The sequence below is a fragment of the Asticcacaulis sp. DW145 genome (assembly GCF_037101385.1).
Classification (GTDB): domain Bacteria; phylum Pseudomonadota; class Alphaproteobacteria; order Caulobacterales; family Caulobacteraceae; genus Asticcacaulis; species Asticcacaulis currens.
In genome coordinates this window covers 487,144-506,967 of record NZ_AP029025.1, presented here as the reverse complement: position 1 = coordinate 506,967, position 19,824 = coordinate 487,144, and the positions used below count along the sequence as shown (strand labels likewise).

General features: G+C 61.8%; 17 protein-coding genes. 5 read left to right on the top strand and 12 right to left on the bottom strand.

What is annotated here, in order from left to right:
• Window positions 1-6: 6 nt before the first annotated feature.
• A complete protein-coding gene (locus AACH73_RS13505; RefSeq protein WP_272741615.1) occupies window positions 7-1,791 on the top strand; it encodes an acyl-CoA dehydrogenase C-terminal domain-containing protein in 1,785 nt (594 codons plus the stop codon).
• 137 nt (window positions 1,792-1,928) lie between these two features.
• On the opposite strand, the gene AACH73_RS13500 is transcribed toward AACH73_RS13505, so the two are convergent.
• Window positions 1,929-2,411 (bottom strand): peroxiredoxin, encoded by a 483-nt coding sequence (locus tag AACH73_RS13500; RefSeq protein WP_272741614.1) that lies wholly within the window; start codon window positions 2,409-2,411, stop codon window positions 1,929-1,931.
• A gap of 124 nt (window positions 2,412-2,535) precedes the next feature.
• Between AACH73_RS13500 and AACH73_RS13495 the strand changes: the two genes are divergently transcribed.
• Window positions 2,536-3,186 (top strand): YqgE/AlgH family protein, encoded by a 651-nt coding sequence (locus AACH73_RS13495; RefSeq protein ID WP_338736282.1) that lies wholly within the window; start codon window positions 2,536-2,538, stop codon window positions 3,184-3,186.
• 90 nt (window positions 3,187-3,276) lie between these two features.
• Window positions 3,277-4,431, top strand: coding sequence for a glycerophosphodiester phosphodiesterase (locus AACH73_RS13490; RefSeq protein WP_338736281.1), 1,155 nt, complete (start codon window positions 3,277-3,279; stop codon window positions 4,429-4,431).
• On the opposite strand, the gene AACH73_RS13485 is transcribed toward AACH73_RS13490, so the two are convergent.
• From AACH73_RS13485 to coxB, 9 genes are all read right to left on the bottom strand, one after another.
• On the bottom strand, window positions 4,428-5,708 hold the full coding sequence (locus AACH73_RS13485; protein WP_338736280.1) for a pitrilysin family protein: 1,281 nt from the start codon (window positions 5,706-5,708) through the stop codon (window positions 4,428-4,430). The two genes, AACH73_RS13490 and AACH73_RS13485, sit on opposite strands and share 4 nt — an antisense overlap.
• Window positions 5,705-6,391 carry an SURF1 family cytochrome oxidase biogenesis protein gene (locus AACH73_RS13480; RefSeq protein WP_338736279.1) on the bottom strand — a complete coding sequence of 229 codons (687 nt, stop codon included), beginning with the start codon at window positions 6,389-6,391 and terminating at the stop codon, window positions 5,705-5,707. Before AACH73_RS13480 ends, AACH73_RS13485 begins: the two co-directional genes overlap by 4 nt.
• The gene (locus AACH73_RS13475) at window positions 6,388-6,759 is read right to left on the bottom strand and encodes a DUF983 domain-containing protein (RefSeq protein WP_272741609.1); all 372 of its coding nucleotides are present in this window, start codon (window positions 6,757-6,759) and stop codon (window positions 6,388-6,390) included. Before AACH73_RS13475 ends, AACH73_RS13480 begins: the two co-directional genes overlap by 4 nt.
• Window positions 6,760-6,761: 2 nt before the next feature.
• Window positions 6,762-7,652: a cytochrome c oxidase subunit 3 gene (locus AACH73_RS13470; RefSeq protein WP_338736278.1), complete on the bottom strand. Its 891-nt coding sequence runs from the start codon at window positions 7,650-7,652 to the stop codon at window positions 6,762-6,764.
• Window positions 7,653-7,834: 182 nt separating this feature from the next.
• Entirely contained in the window at window positions 7,835-8,371 is a 537-nt protein-coding gene (locus tag AACH73_RS13465) for a cytochrome c oxidase assembly protein (RefSeq protein WP_338736277.1), read from the bottom strand.
• Window positions 8,368-8,541: a hypothetical protein gene (locus AACH73_RS13460; RefSeq protein ID WP_272741606.1), complete on the bottom strand. Its 174-nt coding sequence runs from the start codon at window positions 8,539-8,541 to the stop codon at window positions 8,368-8,370. The genes AACH73_RS13465 and AACH73_RS13460 overlap by 4 nt, the downstream gene beginning before the upstream one ends.
• Before the next feature lie 4 nt (window positions 8,542-8,545).
• On the bottom strand, window positions 8,546-9,514 hold the full coding sequence (gene cyoE / locus AACH73_RS13455; RefSeq protein WP_338736276.1) for a heme o synthase: 969 nt from the start codon (window positions 9,512-9,514) through the stop codon (window positions 8,546-8,548).
• Window positions 9,515-9,636: 122 nt separating this feature from the next.
• Window positions 9,637-11,319 (bottom strand): cytochrome c oxidase subunit I, encoded by a 1,683-nt coding sequence (gene ctaD, locus AACH73_RS13450; protein ID WP_272741604.1) that lies wholly within the window; start codon window positions 11,317-11,319, stop codon window positions 9,637-9,639.
• Window positions 11,320-11,342: 23 nt separating this feature from the next.
• Complete coding sequence (coxB, locus tag AACH73_RS13445) at window positions 11,343-12,284, bottom strand: cytochrome c oxidase subunit II (RefSeq protein WP_338736354.1); 942 nt, start codon at window positions 12,282-12,284, stop codon at window positions 11,343-11,345.
• Between the two features lie 434 nt (window positions 12,285-12,718).
• On the opposite strand from coxB, the gene tldD reads away from it, so the two are divergent.
• Together tldD and AACH73_RS13435 are read left to right on the top strand one after the other, a co-directional pair.
• Entirely contained in the window at window positions 12,719-14,158 is a 1,440-nt protein-coding gene (tldD, locus tag AACH73_RS13440) for a metalloprotease TldD (protein WP_338736275.1), read from the top strand.
• A gap of 148 nt (window positions 14,159-14,306) precedes the next feature.
• Window positions 14,307-16,283, top strand: coding sequence for a hypothetical protein (locus AACH73_RS13435; RefSeq protein ID WP_338736274.1), 1,977 nt, complete (start codon window positions 14,307-14,309; stop codon window positions 16,281-16,283).
• Window positions 16,284-16,397: 114 nt separating this feature from the next.
• On the opposite strand, the gene AACH73_RS13430 is transcribed toward AACH73_RS13435, so the two are convergent.
• Both AACH73_RS13430 and AACH73_RS13425 read right to left on the bottom strand, forming a co-directional pair.
• A complete protein-coding gene (locus AACH73_RS13430; protein WP_338736273.1) occupies window positions 16,398-18,281 on the bottom strand; it encodes an oligopeptide:H+ symporter in 1,884 nt (627 codons plus the stop codon).
• A gap of 140 nt (window positions 18,282-18,421) precedes the next feature.
• Window positions 18,422-19,795, bottom strand: coding sequence for a glutamate--cysteine ligase (locus AACH73_RS13425; RefSeq protein WP_338736272.1), 1,374 nt, complete (start codon window positions 19,793-19,795; stop codon window positions 18,422-18,424).
• Window positions 19,796-19,824 lie beyond the last annotated feature (29 nt).

Here is a 19,824-nt window from a genome sequence, read left to right as displayed (position 1 = left end):
ACCTCCATGCCGTATAAGGCCCCCGTGCGCGACTATCAGTTCCTGCTCAACGACGTGCTGAACATCGCCCAGTATTCCAACCTGAAGGGTTTTCAGGACGCCTCTCCCGACGTGGTGCAGGCCATTCTGGAAGAAGGCGCAAAGTTCACCGAAGAGGTGGTCGCCCCGCTGAACGCGCCGGGCGACAAGGAGGGCTGCGTCCTGCACGCCGACCACAGCGTCACCGCGCCGAAGGGCTACAAGGAAGCCTATCTCCAGATGGTTGAGGCCGGGTGGCCCGCTCTGGGCGGTGATCCGGAATACGGCGGTCAGGGCCTGCCGCACGTCGTGGCCACGGCCTATTCGGAAATGCTCACCGGCGCGTCCTCTGCGTTTGCCATGTATCCCGGCCTGACCGACGGCGCGGTGGCGGCGCTCAGCGTCGGCGGCACGGACGAGTTGAAGGCGCTGTATCTCCCCAAACTAATCGCCGGCGAATGGTCGGGGACGATGAACCTGACCGAGCCGCATTGCGGCACGGACCTTGGCCTGCTGCGCACCAAGGCGGTGCCGGACAGCGACGGCACCTACAAGATTTCCGGTCAGAAGATCTGGATTTCGGCGGGTGAGCACGACTTTACGGGCAATATCTGTCACCTCGTTCTGGCGCGCATCGAAGGCGCCCCGGCGGGCGTGAAGGGCATCTCGCTGTTCCTAGTGCCCAAATTTATCCCGGATGCGAACGGCAATCCGGGTGAGCGCAACAGCCTTCACTGCGCCGGTCTTGAGCACAAGATGGGCATTCACGGCAATTCCACCTGCGTCATGATCTATGAAGACGCCAAGGGCTGGCTGCTCGGCAATGCCCACGAAGGGCTGAAGATCATGTTCTATATGATGAACAACGCCCGCCTCGGCGTCGGCCTTCAGGGGCTCGCCATCGGTCACGCCAGCCACGTCGCCGCTGTCGAATTCGCCAAGGACCGCCTGCAAGGGCGCGCCCTCACCGGCCCCAAATCGCCGGACAAGCCCGCCGACTCCATTCTCGTCCACCCCGATGTGCGCCGTATGCTGCTTGAAAGCCGCGCCCTGCTCGAAGGCGGCCGGGGTTTCCTCACCTGGGTCGCGCTTCAGGCCGATCTGGCCAAATACGCCGAAGACGAGGCCACCCGCGAAAAGGCCAATGATTTCCTCAGCCTGCTGACGCCGGTTGTGAAGGCCTATCTCACCGAAAAGGGTCTGAAGGTCACGCAGGACTCGATGCAGGTGCACGGCGGTTCGGGCTTCACCGAACACTTCCCGGCCTCGCAATATATGCGCGATATCCGCATCACGCTCATCTACGAAGGCACCAATGGCGTGCAGGCACTCGACCTCGTCGGTCGCAAACTGCCGTCCAAGGGCGGGCGCGCCGTGATGGCCTATTTCGCCGAAATCGACGCCTATGTTGCCGACCACGAAGCGGGCAGCGCCGCGACCTTCGTCAAGGGCCTGAAGGACACCAAGGCGCGTCTGATGGACGGCACCATGTGGCTGATGCAAAACGGCATGGGCAATCCGGACGCCGCCGCCGCGGGTTCGCTCGATTATCTGTGCCTGTTCGGTCTGACCGCGCTGGCCTATAGCTGGGCCCAGCAGGCGGCCGCCGCGCAAGCCGCCATCGACGCGGGCTCGACCGATCCCTTCTATGCCGACAAGCTAAAAGTCGGTCGCGTCTTCCTCGAGCGCATCCTTCCCGAAGCCGAGGCGCATCTGCAAAAGATGAAGGCCGGATCGGAAGCGCTGTTCGCACTGGAAGATGATAGTTTTTAAGACGCGGGGTCGCAGACCCCGCACCCCATGACTTAGCGCAAAAGGAAAGGCCGGAGTTCGTACACTCCGGCCTTTCAACTTATTCCCAGCCAGGGGGTTTGGGGCCTGCGGCCCCAAGACCTTAAAGCCAATGGGTTTTAGAGCTGTTCCAGCACATAGTCCGCCGACGAGACCTTGAACTCGCCGGGCGCTTCGACGAACAGCTTTTCGACCACGCCGTCATTAACGATCATGGCGTAGCGTTGCGAGCGCTTGCCCATGCCGAAGCCTTCGGCGTCGAGGACCAGACCGACCTTTTCAGCAAATTCGCCATTGCCGTCGCCCAGCATCAGGACTTCGTCGGCAATGCCCTGATCCTTGGCCCAGGCCTTCATCACGAATCCATCATTGACGCTGGTGCAGGCCACCACGTCGATATTCTTGAACTGGAAGGCCTTGGCCTGATCGCGGAAGCCCGGCAGGTGGCGCGCGGAGCACGTCGGGGTGAAGGCGCCCGGCACGGCAAACAGCACGGCGCGTTTACCGGCAAACACTTCGGAGGTGGTCAGCGGCTTCAGGCCATCTTCGGCCGGGGAAGAGAATTTCACTTCGGGCAGCTTGTCACCGGGTTGAATCGTCATGGGTAAATCTCCGTTGAATGGCCCGCTGCTTATAGGCCCCTGTCGGCCTACAGACCAGAGCGACCGGGCGGTCTTTATACGCTTTTTTCTTGCCAGCCGAGGCTTCCATGCCCATCTTTGCGACATGACCCATATCGGCCCTGACCCTTCCGACCCCACTGCCTCGTCTGAGGACGCGTCGCTTCAGGCCACCTCTCTTCAAGGCCGCCTGCTGGTGGCTATGCCGAGCCTGGACGACCCTAATTTCGACCACAGCGTCATCTATATGTGTCAGCACGACGCAGAATCGGCGATGGGGATTGTCCTGACCCAACCCATAGGCGGCCTGACCTTCCCGCGCATGATGGAAGAACTGGGCATCGACATCACCGACGATCGCCACATCGCCACCCCCATCTATAATGGCGGCCCGGTGCAGAACGAGCGCGGTTTTGTGCTGCACAGCCTCGACTATTTCATTGATGAGGTGACCCTGCCGCTCGACATCGACCCGGAAGCGCTGGAGTTACGTGAGGGGGTCGGCCTGACCGTCTCACGCGATATTCTGGTCGATCTGGCGCGCGGAGCGGGTCCGTCGCGCGTGCTGATTGCGCTGGGCTATGCCGGTTGGGGACCGGGCCAGCTGGAGGCCGAAATTCGCGACAATGCCTGGCTGATCGCGCCCTCCAACGCCGATATTCTGTTCTCACACGATGCCGCAGGTTTATGGAACAGGGCGCTCAAAAGTCTCGGTATTTTACCGGAACATCTCAGCCTCAATTCCGGACGGGCCTGACAGCACGCAATAGGTTCACAGGCCGGGCTTTCACAGGCCTGTCATCGACACGCTCTATGGACATCATCACCCCTTCCGGATGAGTGTGCCATGCCCCTGCCCGTCGATACCGCCCGCCGCCGTTTCACCTTCGGAGCCATCGCCGGCACCGGGGCCATTCTGGGAGGCGCCATCGGGCTCAGGCCGTCACTGGCCGCCACGAAGCCGACGGAGCACAAGATGCCCCTGATCATCGCCCACCGCGGCGCCAGCGGCTATCGGCCCGAACATACGCTCGAAGGCTATAATCTCGCCATCCATATGGGTGCCGACTATATCGAACCCGATGTGGTGGCGACCAAGGACGGCGTGCTGATCTGCCGTCACGAACCCATGCTGTCCGGCACGACCGATGTGGCACAACGCCCGGAATTTGCGGCCCGCAAGCGGACCCTTACCGTGGACGGGATGAGCCTTACCGACTTCTTCGCCAGCGACTTTACCCTCGCCGAGATCAAGACCTTGCGCGCGCGTCAGGCCTTTGCCGATCGCGACCAGAGCTATAATGGTCGTTTCGAGGTACCCACACTCGAAGAAGTGATCGGCCTGGTGAGAAATCACTTCAAGACGACGGGCAAGAGCGTGGGTTTATATATCGAAACCAAGCATCCGACCCTGCACCGCGCCGCCGGTCTGCCGCTGGAAGAGCGTCTGATCGAAGCCTTGACCAAAGGCGATATGAACAAGCCCGACTCGGCCGTCTTCCTGCAATCCTTCGAGGCCGACAGTCTGAAGCGCCTGAAGGCCCTGTCGCCCCTGCAACGCGTGCAACTGGTCGATGGGGGGGACGTCAATTTCGCCACAGGCGAGGTCGGCGCGTCGGTGCCCTTCGACTGGGCCGCCGCCGGCCGCAAGGGCGTCTATGCCGACATGCTCACGCCCGAAGGTCTGGCCGAGGTGCGTACCTATGCCGACGTCGTGGCCCCCTGGAAGCGTTACCTGCTCAAGGCCGTGGCCACCGGGCCGGTGACAGAAAAGACCAGCGAGGCTGACTGCCGCATCGTCGAAAACCGCGCCCTGATCGACGCCGCGCACAAGGCGGGGCTGAAGGTTCACACCTGGACCCTGCGCAATGACCGCCTGCCCGCTGCCTATAAGGGCGATGCGCAGGCCGAGTTCAAGCAACTGTTCGCCCTGGGCATAGACGGCCTGTTTACCGACTTTGCCGATACGGGCGTCACCGCGCGCAAGGTGTTTTTAGGTTAAGCCAAAACCGCTTTGAGACGCGTCTGCGGATCACTTTTCAACGCTGGCCCCAGAATGGCCGTCGCCACGCCAGACCGCAGCGTGCGTTCGCCGACGCGGCGCAGGTCATCCAACGTCACCGCCTCCAGCCGCGCCACCTGCTCCTTGAGCGTAAAGGCGCGGTCATAGGTCAGGACCTGCCCGCCCAATGTATTGGCGCGTTGGGCCGCATTTTCGTCGTTCAGATAGAGCGAGGTGGTGTATTGCGCTCTGGCGCGCTCCAGCTCGGACTCCAGCGGTTTGTCGATCAGGCCGCGCATAACGCTGACGATCAGTTCGCTGAGGTCCGCCGCATCCTTGGGCGCGCAGCCGGCATAGATGCCCAGCATCCCGGTATCGCGGAACTGCGTCGTCCAGGCGTCGATGGAATAGGCCAGACCGCGGTCTTCGCGCGCCTCCTGAAACAGGCGAGACGCCATGCCACCGCCCAGAATTTCGCCGAACAGCTTGAGCGCAAACAGGTCGTCGTCGAAGCGATTGACGCCTTCGAAGGCGAGCGTCAGGTGCGTCTGCTCGACCTTGCGCAGGTGGCGGATGTGGCGCGGCACAAAGCGCGCCGCCCCGTCGGCCTCGCGCGCGGCACGCGCCGGCACGTTCATATGGGCCTCGACGGCGGCCAGTACGCCCGCCGCCTCGACGCCGCCGGATACACACAGCACGATATCCGCCGGATTATACAGGCCTTCGATATAGGCACGCAGCGTCTCCGGCCGCGCCGGGGCGAGGCTTTGCGGTGTCCCCAAAATGGGGCGCGCCAGACTGTGGTCGCCGAAGCAGGCCTCTTGCAGCAGGTCGAACACGTGATCGTCGGGCGTGTCGAAAGCCTCGGAAATCTCCTGCTCGATGACCTTCTTTTCACGCTCCAGCTCATCAGTCTCCAGCGCCGGGCGGAACATCAGGTCGCCGACCACCTCGACCGACAGAGGCAGCAGTTCGGCCATGCCGCGCACCTCAAAACGGGTGTGCTCGTAGCCTGTGGAGGCGTTGATGGTGCCCCCACGATGCTCGATCACTTCGGCCAGCTCGCGCGCACTGCGCCCGCCCGCCCCCTTGAACACCATATGCTCGCTGAGGTGGGCCCAGCCCGACTGATGCGGGGCTTCGTAGCGTGCCCCACCATGGATGATGGCCGTCAGGGCGAAGGTGTGCAGGCCGGGGATGGGGTCGTGGACCACCCGCAGGCCGTTGCTCAGGGTGGCGACTGAGGCGTTACCCACGCCAAGAGGGGTGAAACTCATGCTATGCCTTTACGCATTTCGGCCCTTCGGCGCGAATACAGGAGCGCTATATAGACACCGATCAGCGCCGCCGCCAGCCCATACCAGGTGAGGGCGTATTCCAGATGGCGATTGGACAGGTTGGCCGCCGCATCGACCGGCGTCAGACCGGGGGCCACAGGCTGCGTGGCGGCTACAAAATAGTCAGCTCGTAATGTAACGTTCCAGTGCTTCGAGAGGTCCGGTACCGAGCGCGTGTACCAGTCATCGGCCTTGGGATTGTTCGGCGGCACAAAGGGATTGGGCGTTTCAAAGCGCCGCAGCCGACCGGTAAGGGTGGTCGTAGCGACCGCACTGGCCAGCGGTTTTTGCGCCGTAAAGCCGAGATCGGCGAGAATCCCCCCCTGCCCTGTTGGGCAATGGGTCAGGACATGGAACCCGGCTACACCATCGGCTACGCCGTGCATATAGACGAAGTCGCGCGGGTCGCTGCGGCACGCAAGCGTCACCTGCCGCCAGACGTGATCGTCGGGCTGAGTGAGCAAGCCATCGAGCGCCACGGGCGGTATCGCGCGGGTGCGCGCCAGATCGGCCAGCAACTGCTCTTTCCAGTGCAGGCGCTGCACCTGCCAGGTGCCGAGCCCCAGCAGGATCAGCAGGGCCACGCCCACGGCTATGGTCAAACCGACGGGCAGACGCTTCATTTAAAGCGATCCTTGTCATTGACGCGGTTTTTGAGCTGCGAGGCCACCATCAGCCCTTTGAGCGGCGGCATCAGGCCCAGACTGAGGACAAGCGCCAGCGGCAGCCAGATGATCATATGCAGCCACAGGGGCCAGTCGTGGCTGAGGGCCGTGATCATAAAGCCGAAGCAGACGATGAAGCCGACGATCAGAATGACAAAGACGACGGGACCGTCTCCGGTATCCGCCGTCTGAAAATCCGTATGACACTGACTGCATTCCGGCGCGATCTTTAGGAAGCCCTTGTAGAGCTTACCCTGACCGCAGACGGGGCAGCGGCCCCGCGCCGCCGCGAGGAAACTGACCTCGCGGCTATCGGGACCGGCCATGCTTACGCTCCGAAGATGACGTAGATGAAGGCAAACAGGAACAGCCACACCACGTCAACGAAGTGCCAGTACCAAGCCGCCGCTTCGAAACCGAAGTGCTTTTGCGGCGTAAAGCCGCCGCGCATCAGGCGGATCAGGCAGATCAGCAGGAAGATGGTACCGATCAGGACGTGGAAACCGTGGAAGCCCGTGGCCATGAAGAAGGCCGAACCGTACAGACCGGCATTGGCGGCTTCTTCGTTGAAGAACAGGTGGTGATGGACGATGTGATAATATTCAAAGGCCTGCACACTGGTGAACAGGACCCCCAGCACCACAGTCAGGAACAGGCCCCACTTGGCGCCGGTACGGTCGCCTTCCTGAAGCGCGTGGTGCGCCCAGGTGACGGTCGTGCCCGACAGCAGCAGGAGAAGCGTGTTGAGCAGCGGCAGTTGCCAGGCCGAAACGGCCTCAACGCCCGCCGGCAGCCAGCCATTGGGGTCCGCGCTACCGGCCGAAGCCCAGGCATGACGTACCTCTTCGATGGCCGAAGCCATACCCGCGCGGTGTTCGTGGAACAGGGCCATTTCGAAGAAGACCCAGAACCACGCCACGAAGAACATCACTTCCGAGGCGATAAACATGATCATGCCGTAACGCAGACCGATCTGCACCACCGGTGTATGGTCACCGGCGCGCGATTCCTTGATCACATCGGCCCACCAGCCCCACATGACGTAGAGCACGCCCAGCAGGCCACCGGCGAAAACCACCGGGGTCTTTTCGATGCCGAACAGCCCCTTCATCCAGATCACCAGGCCGATAAACATGACCACGGCGAACAGCGAGCCGAGCAGCGGCCACGGGCTGGGGTTGATGATGTGATAATCGTGTTTGACGGCGTCGTTAGACATAGTCGGCAACTCACCTCGATGCGCCGTGCCCCCCTGTATCGGACACTGGCGGTTCCATTTATGATTTGACCTTGAGTCTTAGGACAAATCGGCTGTGAACACAATCCGGCCCCTATGTTTTTGTCGGGCTGCGCCCCCATAGGAAACGAATTGAAGTACGCGACACAAATAGTTGAAACGCTTTACTTTTTAACCACCTGCGACGGGAAGAAGGTATAGGACAGCGTCACGTCCTTCGTGTTCTTCGCGTCGATATCTTCCAGCATCTTCGGATCGACATAATAGACGACAGGGAAGGTGCGCTCTTCACCCGGCTGCAAGGTCTGATCCGTAAAGCAGAAGCACTGCAACTTCATGAAGTAGCCGCCCATGGCTTCGGGCAGCACATTGTAGCTGGCGCGCCCGGTCAGAGGCACGTCGGCATCGTTGCGCACCGTGAAGTAGATCATGTTGGTCTTGCCGAGTTGCGTATCCTGCACCGGCTGTTTGACCTTGAAACTCCACGGGATGTTGTTGGCATTGGTGTCGAAATAGACGCGGATCTTGCGGTCCAGAACGACCGAGGATTCCGCCTTGGCCCGCTGCGTCGTGCCGTCAAAGCCCGTTACCTGACAGAACATGCGATAAAGCGGCACGGAGGCAAAGGCCATGCCGAACATACCGACCAGCCCGGCCAGACACCACGCCACAACCGTCTGATTGCGGGTCAGCTTTTTCATCCGCCGTGCGCCGCCTGTACGCCCTGCGTCATACGGATGACCGAGACGAGGAAGACCAGAACCACAAAGGCAAACAGGCCCAGCCCAATCGCGATATTGCGGCGCTTCTGGGCGGCCAGATAGGCCTTCTTGTCATCTTCGGGGGTTGTCAGAACGTCCTTATCGGCCATTGGCTCAGGCTCCCATGAAGGCGTGATGGATCAGCAGGGCGGCGAACAGCGCCGTCAGATAGAGGATGGAAAAGGCAAACAGGTTGCGCGCCGCCAGCGCTTCCTTCTTGACGTCGTAAAGCGAGTTTTCACCCCCTTCGGGGTGGTCACCGGCCCGCGACAGGAACAGGCGCACGGCCAGAAAAATGAAGAAGGCACCGCCCAAAACCGACACCACCGCATAGATCATACCGCCTAGGCTGAAGGCGATGGGCAAACAGGCCACCGGGGCCATGATCAGGCTGTAGATAAGGATTTGCAGGCGAGTCGATTTGGCGCCCTTAGCCACCGGCATCATCGGAATACCGGCCTTGGCGTAGTCTTCGGCGGTATAGAGGGCGAGAGCCCAGCTATGCGGCGGGGTCCACAGGAAGATGATGGCAAACAGTACCCACGCCTCCAATGGCGCGTGGCCCGTGGCCGCGGCCCAGCCGATGACAGGCGGAAAAGCCCCGGCCGCGCCCCCGATGACAATATTCTGGGGCGTGCGGCGTTTCAGAACAATCGTGTAGAAAACGACGTAGTAGAGGATGGTCAGGGCCAGAAGCCCGGCGGCCACCGCGTTGATGGCCAGCCACATCATGGCCACCGACAGGAAGGCCAGCACGCCGCCAAAGGCCATGGCGTCAGATTTGGTGACCCGGCCCGAGGCGACGGGACGCCCGCGCGTGCGGCGCATCAGGGCATCGGTTTCGCCCTCAATCGCCATGTTCAGCGCGCCTGCTGCCCCGGCCCCCAAGGCGATGCACAGGACGGCGATAAAGGCCAGAAACGGGTCCATCTTTTGCGGCGCAACGACCAGACCGGTCAGGCCGGTGAACACCACCAGCGACATGACGCGCGGTTTCAGCAACTGAAAATAGTCCGCCGGCAAGCCGCGCAAAGCCTTCTCCCCATAGGCGGGGTGGCTGGGTTCGGACTTGGGCGTTGTCATATTCACCGGCTTTGGGGTCACGGGCTCAGGGTTCACAGTGGGTACTCGTAAAATAAAGGGGATGACGACCTCCGGCCTTCATCCCCCTATACTATAGCCTGCCGCCCGTTTGGGCGAAGCGTTTAGTGGTGGCCGTCGTCGTCCTTGATCACCGGCAGCTCAGAGAACTGGTGATACGGCGGCGGAGACGACAGGGTCCATTCGAGCGTCGTCGCGCCCTCGCCCCACGGATTGGCTTCGGCCTTGCGGCGACGGATAACCGACTCCACGATCATGATCAGGAAGACCACGACGCCGATAGCGGTGATGGCGTAGCCGATGGACGAGATCTTGTTCCAGTAGGCGAAGCCTTCCGGATAATCGACATAGCGGCGCGGCATCCCCTGAAGGCCCAGAAAGTGCTGCGGGAAGAAGATGACATTCACGCCGACGAACATCAGCCAGAAGTGAATCTGACCCAGCAGTTCGTTGTATTTGATGCCGAACATCTTCTCGTACCAGTAGTAGAAGCCGCAGAAGATGGCGAACACCGCCCCCAGCGACAGCACGTAGTGGAAGTGCGCCACGACGTAATAAGTGTCGTGCAGGCTGTAGTCGATACCGGCATTGGACAGAACCACACCCGTAACGCCACCGACGGTGAACAGGAAGATGAAGCCGATGGCCCACAGCATGGGCACTTTGAAGTCCAGCGAGCCGCCCCACATAGTGGCGATCCACGAGAAGATCTTCACGCCCGTCGGAACGGCGATGACCATGGTCGCCATAACGAAGTAGGCGCGCAGGTTAAAGCCCATGCCAACCGTGTACATGTGGTGCGCCCACACGATGAAGCCGACGAAGCCGATGGCGACCATGGCGTAGGCCATGGCGAGATAGCCGAAGACGGGCTTTTTGGAGAAGGTCGAAACGACGTGGCTGATGATGCCGAAGCCCGGCAGGATGAGGATGTACACTTCCGGGTGACCGAAGAACCAGAACAGGTGCTGGTACATGACCGGATCACCACCGCCCGCCGGATCGAAGAAGGCCGTGCCGAAGTTACGGTCGGTCAGCAGCATGGTGATGGCACCGGCGAAGACCGGCAGCGACAGCAGCAGCAGGAAGGCGGTGACCAGCACCGACCACGCAAACAGCGGCATACGGTGCAGGGTCATGCCCGGCGCGCGCATGTTGAAGATGGTGGTGATGAAGTTGATCGCCCCCAGGATCGACGACGCCCCCGACAGGTGGAAGGAGAAGATGATCAGGTCGAAGGCCGCACCAGGGCTGCCCTTGTTCGATGACATCGGCGGATACATGGTCCAGCCGCCGCCGAAGCCGTGCTCCGACGCGCCGCCCGGTCCGCCCGGCACAAAGATCGACACCATCAGCAGGATGAAGGAGGCGACCAGCAGCCAGAAGGAGATGTTGTTGAGGCGCGGGAAGGCCATGTCCGGCGCGCCGATCATGATCGGCACGAACCAGTTGCCGAAGCCACCGATCATGGCGGGCATAACCATGAAGAAGATCATCAGAACGGCGTGGGCGGTAACCACCGAATTATAGCCGTGCTTGCCCTGAAACACGCCCAGTTGGTCGAGCAGCGAGCCTTTGACGAAGACTTGCAGGCCGGGTTCATAAAGCTCCCAGCGGATCAGGCCCGACAACGCGCCGCCCAGAAGGCCGGCGAAGATGGCGAAGATCAGGTAAAGCGTGCCGATGTCCTTATGGTTGGTGGACAGGAACCAGCGCGCGAAGAAGCCGGGTTTGTGGTCGTGATCGTCGTGATGATGATCGTGAACGACAGAAGCATTCGATGCCATGACGAGCGTCTCTCTTACCTGAATTATTGAACGGCGGGGGCCGCGGCCGAGGCCGCTGCGTCCGCTTCTGCCGGGGCCGCAGCCGAAGCCGCTGCCGATGCGTCTGCCGAAGCGGCCGCGTTCGCCGCCGTTTGCTGGGCCGCCGCCGCTGCCGCCGCTTCTTCGGCGGCGATCATGGCCTTGGTCTTACCGCCTGCCTTGATGATGTAGGCGTCAAACTCCTTTTCGGTGACCACGCGGATAGCGATCGGCATGTAGGCGTGATCGACGCCGCACAGTTCGGAGCACTGACCGTAATAGATGCCGGTCTTTTCGGCCTTGAACCAGGTCGAGTTCAGACGGCCCGGAATGGCGTCGGTCTTCAGACCGAAGGCCGGCATGGCGAAGGAGTGGATGACGTCATAGCCGGTGACCTGCACCTGAACGACCTTGTTGACCGGCACGATCAGTTCGTTATCGACACCCAGCAGGAAGGGCACTTTGGCAGCGTGCGCAGTCTTCAGTTCGCGCGCTTCGGGCAGCAGGCGCGACTCGACGCCTTCGACGCCCAGTTCCGGATAATCATAGGCCCAGTACCACTGATAACCGGTGGCCTTTACGACGACATCCGGGGTCGGCATGTCGTTATACTTGCGCAGCAGCGAGAAGGAGAAGAAGGCGATAAAGACAAGGATCAGGACCGGGATAACCGTCCACAGGATCTCAATGGCCGTATTGTGCGAGAAGCTGGCCGGCTTCGGATTGGCGCGCTTGTTATAGCGCAGCACGATCCAGATCAGCAGCGCCAGCACGAACAGAACGATGACGGTGATAATCGGCAGCAAGATGACGTCGTGGAACCAGATCGCGTCGTGCTTCAGCGGCGCAGCGCCCGGCTGAAGCCCCAGCGATTTGTCGGTCGGTTGCCCCAGTTTTTCCTGAGCCCAGACGGCTCCGGCCCCCAATGCTCCTGCAAGGGCAGTCATCACGGCGGCGGTCCCTGCCATCAGCCTTCGGATGCGCATTCCTTCAATCCCTAACTGTGGGTGCCCGGCGCGCCTGCCTTCTCGTGAGCAGGAGTTTCCGCGCAGTCCCGTTTAATCCTCGGTCTTCGGGCGCGACAATGGGTCCCAATGGGACACATGGTCTCACCCCGTTCTTCCCCATTAATGCCATATTTGCAAAATGCAAAGGCCTAAAAGCAAGGCGGCGGCGCTGTCATTGAAGACAGTTGCGATCTGGTACGGCTCAGGGCGGTATATGGCTTTTGCACAGCCCCCGCCTGCGCGCTTTTGTCGCGCCCCCGACAGGTCACCCCGAGCTTCGCCTGAGGGTTACCCCATCTCCGAGCGCGAATCTCTGGTCAAGCGTCGCGCGGCGTCCTACATAGGGCGCTACAGTTACACGCCGGTACCCGCTTATGTCCTCCGCTTCCCTCGCCGCCGCCCTGCCTGACTCCCTGCGCGATCTCGACCTCGGTGCCTGTCAGACCCTTCTCGAAAACGCCCTCGCGGGGGCCGACGACGGGGAAATCTATTTTGAGACGCGCGAAAGCGAATCACTGGTCTTCGATGACGGTCGGCTGAAACACGCCACCTACGGCGCGGATCAGGGGTTTGGCCTGCGTGTGGTGGCCGGCGAGACGGTCGGCTTCGCCAATGCCGCCGAATTGTCGGTTGAGGCGGTGCGCCGCGCCGCCGATGCGGCGGTACTGGCCAAACAGGGACAGGCGGTCCGCCTGAACCTCTCGACGGCACCGGCCCGCTCGAACAACCGCTATTATGGCGAGCACGATCCCATCGGCGCCATGCCGTTTGGCGACAAGGTTGCGCTGCTGGAGGCTATTAACGCCTATGCGCGCAACCTCCATTCGGGCGTCGTGCAGGTTTCGGCTTCGGTCGCCGCCGATCAGCGGCACATCACCATACTGCGGGCGGGTGGCGAGGTCTTCCACGACTATCGCCCCCTTGTCCGCCTCTCGGTGGGGGTGTCGGTCGAAAAGAACGGTCACCGCGAAAGCGCCTCGGCGGGCGGCGGCGGACGTATCGCGCTCGATCTCCTCAGTGATCCCCAATACTGGCAGGCGCAGGTCGATGAGGCCCTGCGGCAGGCCCTGATCAGCCTTGAGGCCAAACCGGCTCCGACGGGAGAGATGGATATTGTCCTTGGGCCCGGCTGGCCCGGCGTCCTCCTGCACGAGGCCGTGGGCCATGGCCTTGAGGGCGATTTCAACCGCAAAGGCACCTCGGCCTTTTCCGGCAAGATGGGACAGCAGGTCGCCGCCAGGGGCGTTAGCGTGGTTGATGACGGCACGATCGCCGATGCGCGTGGCTCGCTCAATATGGACGACGAAGGGACGCCGACCCACGCCACGCCCCTGATCGAAGACGGCATTCTGGTTGGCTATATGCACGACCGGCTGTCGGCGCGTCAGATGGGCGTGGCGCCGACCGGCAACGGCCGGCGCCAGTCCTATGCCCATCCCCCCCTGCCCCGCATGACCAATACCTTCATGAAGGGCGGTCAGGACAAGCTGTCCGACATGATCGCCTCGACCAGACGCGGCCTCTATGCCGTCAATTTCGGCGGCGGTCAGGTCGATATCACCAATGGCAAGTTCGTCTTTCAATGCACCGAGGCCTATCTGATCGAAGACGGCAAGGTGACGGCCCCCGTCAAGGGCGCATCGCTGATCGGTGACGGTCCCGCGGTGATGCGTCAGGTCGAGATGATCGGCGATGATTTCAAATTCGATCCGGGTGTCGGCACCTGCGGCAAGGCGGGTCAGAGCCTGCCCGTCGGGATAGGCCAGCCCAGCCTGAAGATCGGCGGCCTGACGGTGGGCGGGACCTCCGCATAACCGAAGTTTACAAGCTTTTGTTAAGGCTGATCTATTCGTCTTTTTCGCACCCGCGAACTTGTCATTTCGCCCGTATGGCGTCATATTGCCTCACGAAGGTGCCGGTGTGGTGCCGTTCAGTTGTTCCAGACAGAGGTGATCGGGCGTTATGCGGCTTGTGTGGCTGACATCGGTGTGTGCACTTGCCCTCCTGCCCGTACAGGCCCTGGCGGGGGGGGAAACCATTGCCGCCGCCGCCCGGTACACGGCTTCGGACTTTGTGGGTAAGCCGGTGCAATCGGCCGCCGACGCCCTGAAATACATCCCCAACTTCATCGTCACGGGTTCGGGCGGCTCGTCCAACGTACTGATCGACGGTCAGCGCCCGTCTGACACCAATGACGCCCTCGCCCGTCTGCCGTTCAATCAGATCGAACGTATCGAGCGCATTGCCGCGGGCAGCGCCAATTATGACATGCAGGGCCACAGCGAGCTGATCAACATCGTGCGCAAGTCGATGTCGAAGCCCGTCGTGACGCTTCAGTCTTCAGCCAACATCTATCCGGACGGCAAGATCAAGCCGCAGGTCGGCTTCACGTGGCAGAAGAACCAGAACGGCCGCAATCTGGAGGCCGGGGTCAATCTGTATCAGAACCACGACGAAGGCACCGGCCACGGCGACAAGTACACCACCTATGCCGACGGCACGACCCGGCATCAGGCGCTCGATTCCAAAGGTCAGAGCGAAGGCGCAGAGGTGCGCGGCGGTTGGGCCGGCCCGGCCAGCGGCGGGCGGCTCGACGTCAACGGCACGGTCCGTTACAACCGGTCGGGCTTTGATGCCGTCTATGAGAACGGCGTCACCGAATACGAGCAGCGCAAGAACGAAAACCTGACGCAGGAAGTGTCCGGACGCTACGAAAAAAGTGTCAGCAAGACATTCAAGCTGAACCTTAACCTGTGGGGCAAGCGCAACGTCAGCGACAGCCGCACCGACCATCAGAAGCCCGATCAGTTTTCCACCTATACCGAGGACAAGGAAACCAGCGAAGGCTCGCTGGCGGCGCAGGCGACCTGGCACTATTCCAAGGCCCTGATGCTTCAGGCCGGGGGGGAGCGCCGCTTCAACACTTTCGACGCACAGGGCCTGTCGATCGGCTCCTGGCTGAGCGATGACGAGCGGCCCGACCCCAGCCGCACGCGCGGCGAGGAACAACGCGGCTCGCTCTATATTTCCAGCAACTGGCGGCCCAGTGACACCCTGACCATCGACAGCGGGCTGGCGGTCGAGAGCATGACCTTCCGCCATCGCGGCGTCTATGCGGCCGAGCGGAGCTACGAATACCCCAAGCCGCGCCTCAGCCTGCAATGGAAGCCCGATCAGGGGCTTCAGGTGCGCCTCAGCCGCGCCCGCGAAGTCGGCTATATGGGCTACTGGGACTTTGTGTCGATTGCCAACTGGCAGTATGAGCGCCCGGATCAGTTGCTCTACCCGCTCAACCTCGTCCCCTATCGCCAGTGGTCGAACGAGTTCAGCGTCGATTACCGCTTCTGGGAAAAGGGGCAACTGGCGCTCAGCTACGAACTGAACGACATCGACGATGCGGTCGAGCGCGTCCCTCTTTACACCCAGAATGGCGGGATCGAGGATATTGTCGGCAATGTCGGCGACGGGGCCAATCAGCAGATTTCGACGCGCCTCAGCGTCCCGGTGGATAATTATCTCGAAAACGGCATGATCCGCCTGAACGCCACCTGGTACGACTCCGAGATCACCGACCCGGTGACGGGCCGCAAGCGGCGCATCTCCGGTCAGACGCCGCGCTCCCTGTCCCTGAGCTTCAATCAGGACCGTCCGGGCATGTCCTGGGGCTGGTCGGTGGATAGCGGCTGGGACAATACCAGCTGGCGCGCCAAGGAGGTCAGCCACTCCGAAGGTTCGCCCTGGGTCAGCCTCTATGCCGAGTTCAAGCCCTCGCCCAAGCTGTCGGTACGCACGGAATTGCAGAATCTTGGCGCACGCACCACGCGCTATGACGTAACGCGCTATGAGGGCCTGCGGTCGGGCAATGTGTTGTCCTATGAGGAATCGACACAGCGCAACTCGGAACCCAAGCTCTATCTGCGCATCCGGAACGAGCTTTAAGCCCTTCACATTCAAAAGAAAAACCCCGGCGGTAGAGCACTGCCGGGGTTTTTCGTGTCAGCCAGTTGGAGCGGCCAAAAGGAGCGAGATGATGTCACCCCGCTCCTGCTTGACTTAGTGGCCCGCCTTCGGTGCTTCGTCCACCGTATCCGACGCCCCGTGCGCCCAGCCCTTCAGCACGAAGGACAGGGCGAACAGAATACCGCCAAGGATGATACCCGCCCAGCCGATGGTGTTGAAGGTCTTGAGCGACGCCTGAAGCGCGGCGTTGGGATCGAGAACCTGCCCACCGACCGTCTCGGTCGAGGCATAGGTGGCGACGAAGGCGGCCAGATACTGCGCGCCCGACGTACCAAGGAACCAGATGGCCATCATGGTCGAAACCAGCACGGTCGGCGACAGCTTGGTCTGTTGCGACAGACCGACGGGCGACACGGCCAGCTCGCCCCAGGTGTGGAACATATAGGTCAGGAACAGACAGAACAGCGGCACGCGGAAGTCCGCCCCTGCCAGAGGCATCGACCACACCAGCACGAAGAAGCCCAGACCCGCCATGACCAGACCGAAGGCGAACTTCTTGACCGGATCCGGGTCCTTGCCGCGCTTGGCGAGGAAGGTGAAGATGCCGGCGAAGATCGGCGCGAAGACCAGAATGAAGAAGGGGTTGAAGCTCTGGGTATTCGACGCATTGAAGCCCATGTCGATCCAGAGGGCCCCTTCGGGCACACCGCCCATGGCCTTCACCTGACCCGGCGTGGCCAGCAGCAGCGTCCCCAGGCGGATAGGTTCGGCGATCAGGTCCAGCGCGGTGTTGCGCTCGGCAAACAGGCTGAGCGACGAACCGGCCTGCTCAAACAGGGTCCAGAAGACGACCGACGACAGGGTCAGGACCATGGCCAGCCCCAGACGGAAGTTCTCGACCCGGCTGAACTTGGTGGCCATCTGGGTAAAGACATAGCCGAGGATCAGCACCGTCGCCACGCCCAGCGCGTAACCGACAATGTCGTTGCGCTGAATGACGAAATAGATCAGCGGCACGGCGGCAAAGCCCAGCAGATAGACCAGATTTTCCTTCGAGATAACGCCCGCCACCTTCTGTTTCAGCGCGGCGGGGTTCGGGGCTTCGCCCTTGCCTTCCAGCAGTGTCTTGCCGAAGATGAAGCACAAAAGGCCGATCAGCATACCGACCCCGGCCAGACCGAAACCGGCCCACCAGCCGACGCGCTCGCCCAGATAGCCGCACAGGATAGCGGCCCAGAACGAGCCCATATTGATGCCGAAATAGTAGAGCTGGAAGCCCGAATCCCGGCGCGGGTCCTTCTCACGGTAGAGTTGTCCGACCAGAGAGGAGATGTTCGGCTTGAGGAAGCCGACGCCCATGGCGATCAGGGCAATCGACAGGAAGAAGGCGTGTTCGGCCCACGGCGTCTCGGTGGCCTTGCTCTTGGTGAAGCTGCCCTTTTCGAGGATTTCCGGCAGGGGCGCACCCGCAGGCAGGCCCTTGATCTGATAGCCGCCATCGGGGGTGGCACCGACCTCATAGCTGGCATTCCCCACCTGCAGACGCGGCGCGTCGCCGGAATTGGTGGTGCGCACCTCAAAGCCATAGGTCTGGCCCTGATAATGCAGGAATTCCTGTGTCGGCTTCCCCTCAAAGGCCATGCCGAAGTGGCCAAGCACCAGCAAAATACCCCCGAAGACGATCGCCTTGCGCGTACCGATCAGCCGGTCCGCGACCAGACCGCCGATCAGCGGCAGCAGATAGACCAGAGTCGTGTAGGAGCCGTACTGCGCACTGGCCTTGTCGTCCGGAAACAGGAAGTGGCGCGTCAGATAATAGATAAGCAGCGCCCGCATCCCGTAATAGGAAAAGCGCTCCCACATCTCCGCGAAGAAACAGACGATCAGGCCACGCGGATGGTGGCGCATCTGCACGATGACCGGAATGGCCGTCAGCAGGGTGACCAGAATCCCTGCGGCGATAACGATATTGATCATGTAAACTTGCCCCGTAAGGCCTGTGCCGGGGCACCATTCGGGCCGCAATCGGACAGCAGACAGTTAATTTGCGGCGATAGGAGCAGCAAATGCACCGGTTGGCAAGCGCACTTCCGTTTCAGGGGAAACGGTATACGGTTTTAATAGGCTTCTTCTGTGTACAATTTACGAAGGTCGCCCGCCCACGGTCCCTGATATTTTTCGATCAGACGCTCGGCCGGAGTGACGCCGCTCTCCGCGATTTCAAACAGTTCGCTGAGATAGCCGGTTTCATCGACCAGCCCGCCGGACAGGCGCTGACGGCGCTTTAAGCCCTCACGCGCGATGGTCAGGGTGTCGAGCGCCCAGTCCTTCACCGGACGCCCGGCGATCTCACCCTTCAGGCCGGTTTTGGCCGCCATGCCGCGCAGGGTGTCGTGGTCTTCGATGCGCCAGCCCTTGACCAGATCCCAGGCGGCTTCCAGCGCCGTCTGATCATAGAGGAGCCCCGCCCACAGGGCCGGCAGGGCGCAGATGCGCGACCACGGGCCACCATCGGCCCCACGCATTTCGAGGTACTTTTTGAGGCGCACTTCGGGGAACAGGGTCGTCAGGTGATCGGCCCAGTCGTCCATCGTCGGGCGCTCCCCCGGCAGGGCGGGCAGCTTGCCGTCCATAAAGTCACGGAACGACTGACCAGAGGCGTCGATATAGCCGCCATTGGGCGCGCCCTTACGCTTGACGAAATACATAGGGACATCAAGGGCGTATTGGGCATAGTTTTCATAGCCGAAGCCGTCTTCGAAGACGAAACCGAGCATCCCCGTGCGGTCGGCATCGGTGTCGGTCCACACATTGGCGCGCGCCGACAAAAAGCCGTTGAGCTTGCCTTCCGTGAAGGGCGAATTGGCAAACAGCGCCGTGGCGATGGGTTGCAGGGCCAGAGAGGTGCGGAATTTCAGCACCATGTCGTCTTCGGACGAAAAATCGAGATTGGCCTGAATGGTCGAGGTGCGCAGCATCATGTCGAGGCCGAGCGTGCCGACCTTTGGCATGTAGGCGCGCATGATATTATAGCGGCCCTTGGGCATGACCGGCGTTTCGGCCCGCGTCCACAGAGGCGAGAAACCGACGCCTAGGAAGCCCAGCCCCAGTTCGGAGGCCACGGCCTTGACCTCCTCAAGGTGCTGACCCGTTTCGCTGCAAATCTCGTGGATGGTCGAAAGCGGCGCGCCCGACAACTCAAACTGACCGCCGGGTTCCAGCGACACCGACGCGCCGTCGCGTTCCAGCGCGATCAGGTGTTCGTCTTCATAGACGCCGCTCCAGCCAAAGCGCATAAGCCCTTTCAGCAGGGCTTCGATGCCGTCCGGTCCCGCATATTCGGGACGCCGCAGATCACTGAGGTGGAAAACAAACTTCTCGTGCTCAGCCCCGATGCGCCAGCGCTCAGACGGCTTTTCACCCGACGCAAAATAGTCGGTAAGCTGCGAAAACGATTGAATGGGTTCCGAAATCTTGACCACGCGCCCCATCCCTAAAGTAACAGGCTCAATTGCAATTC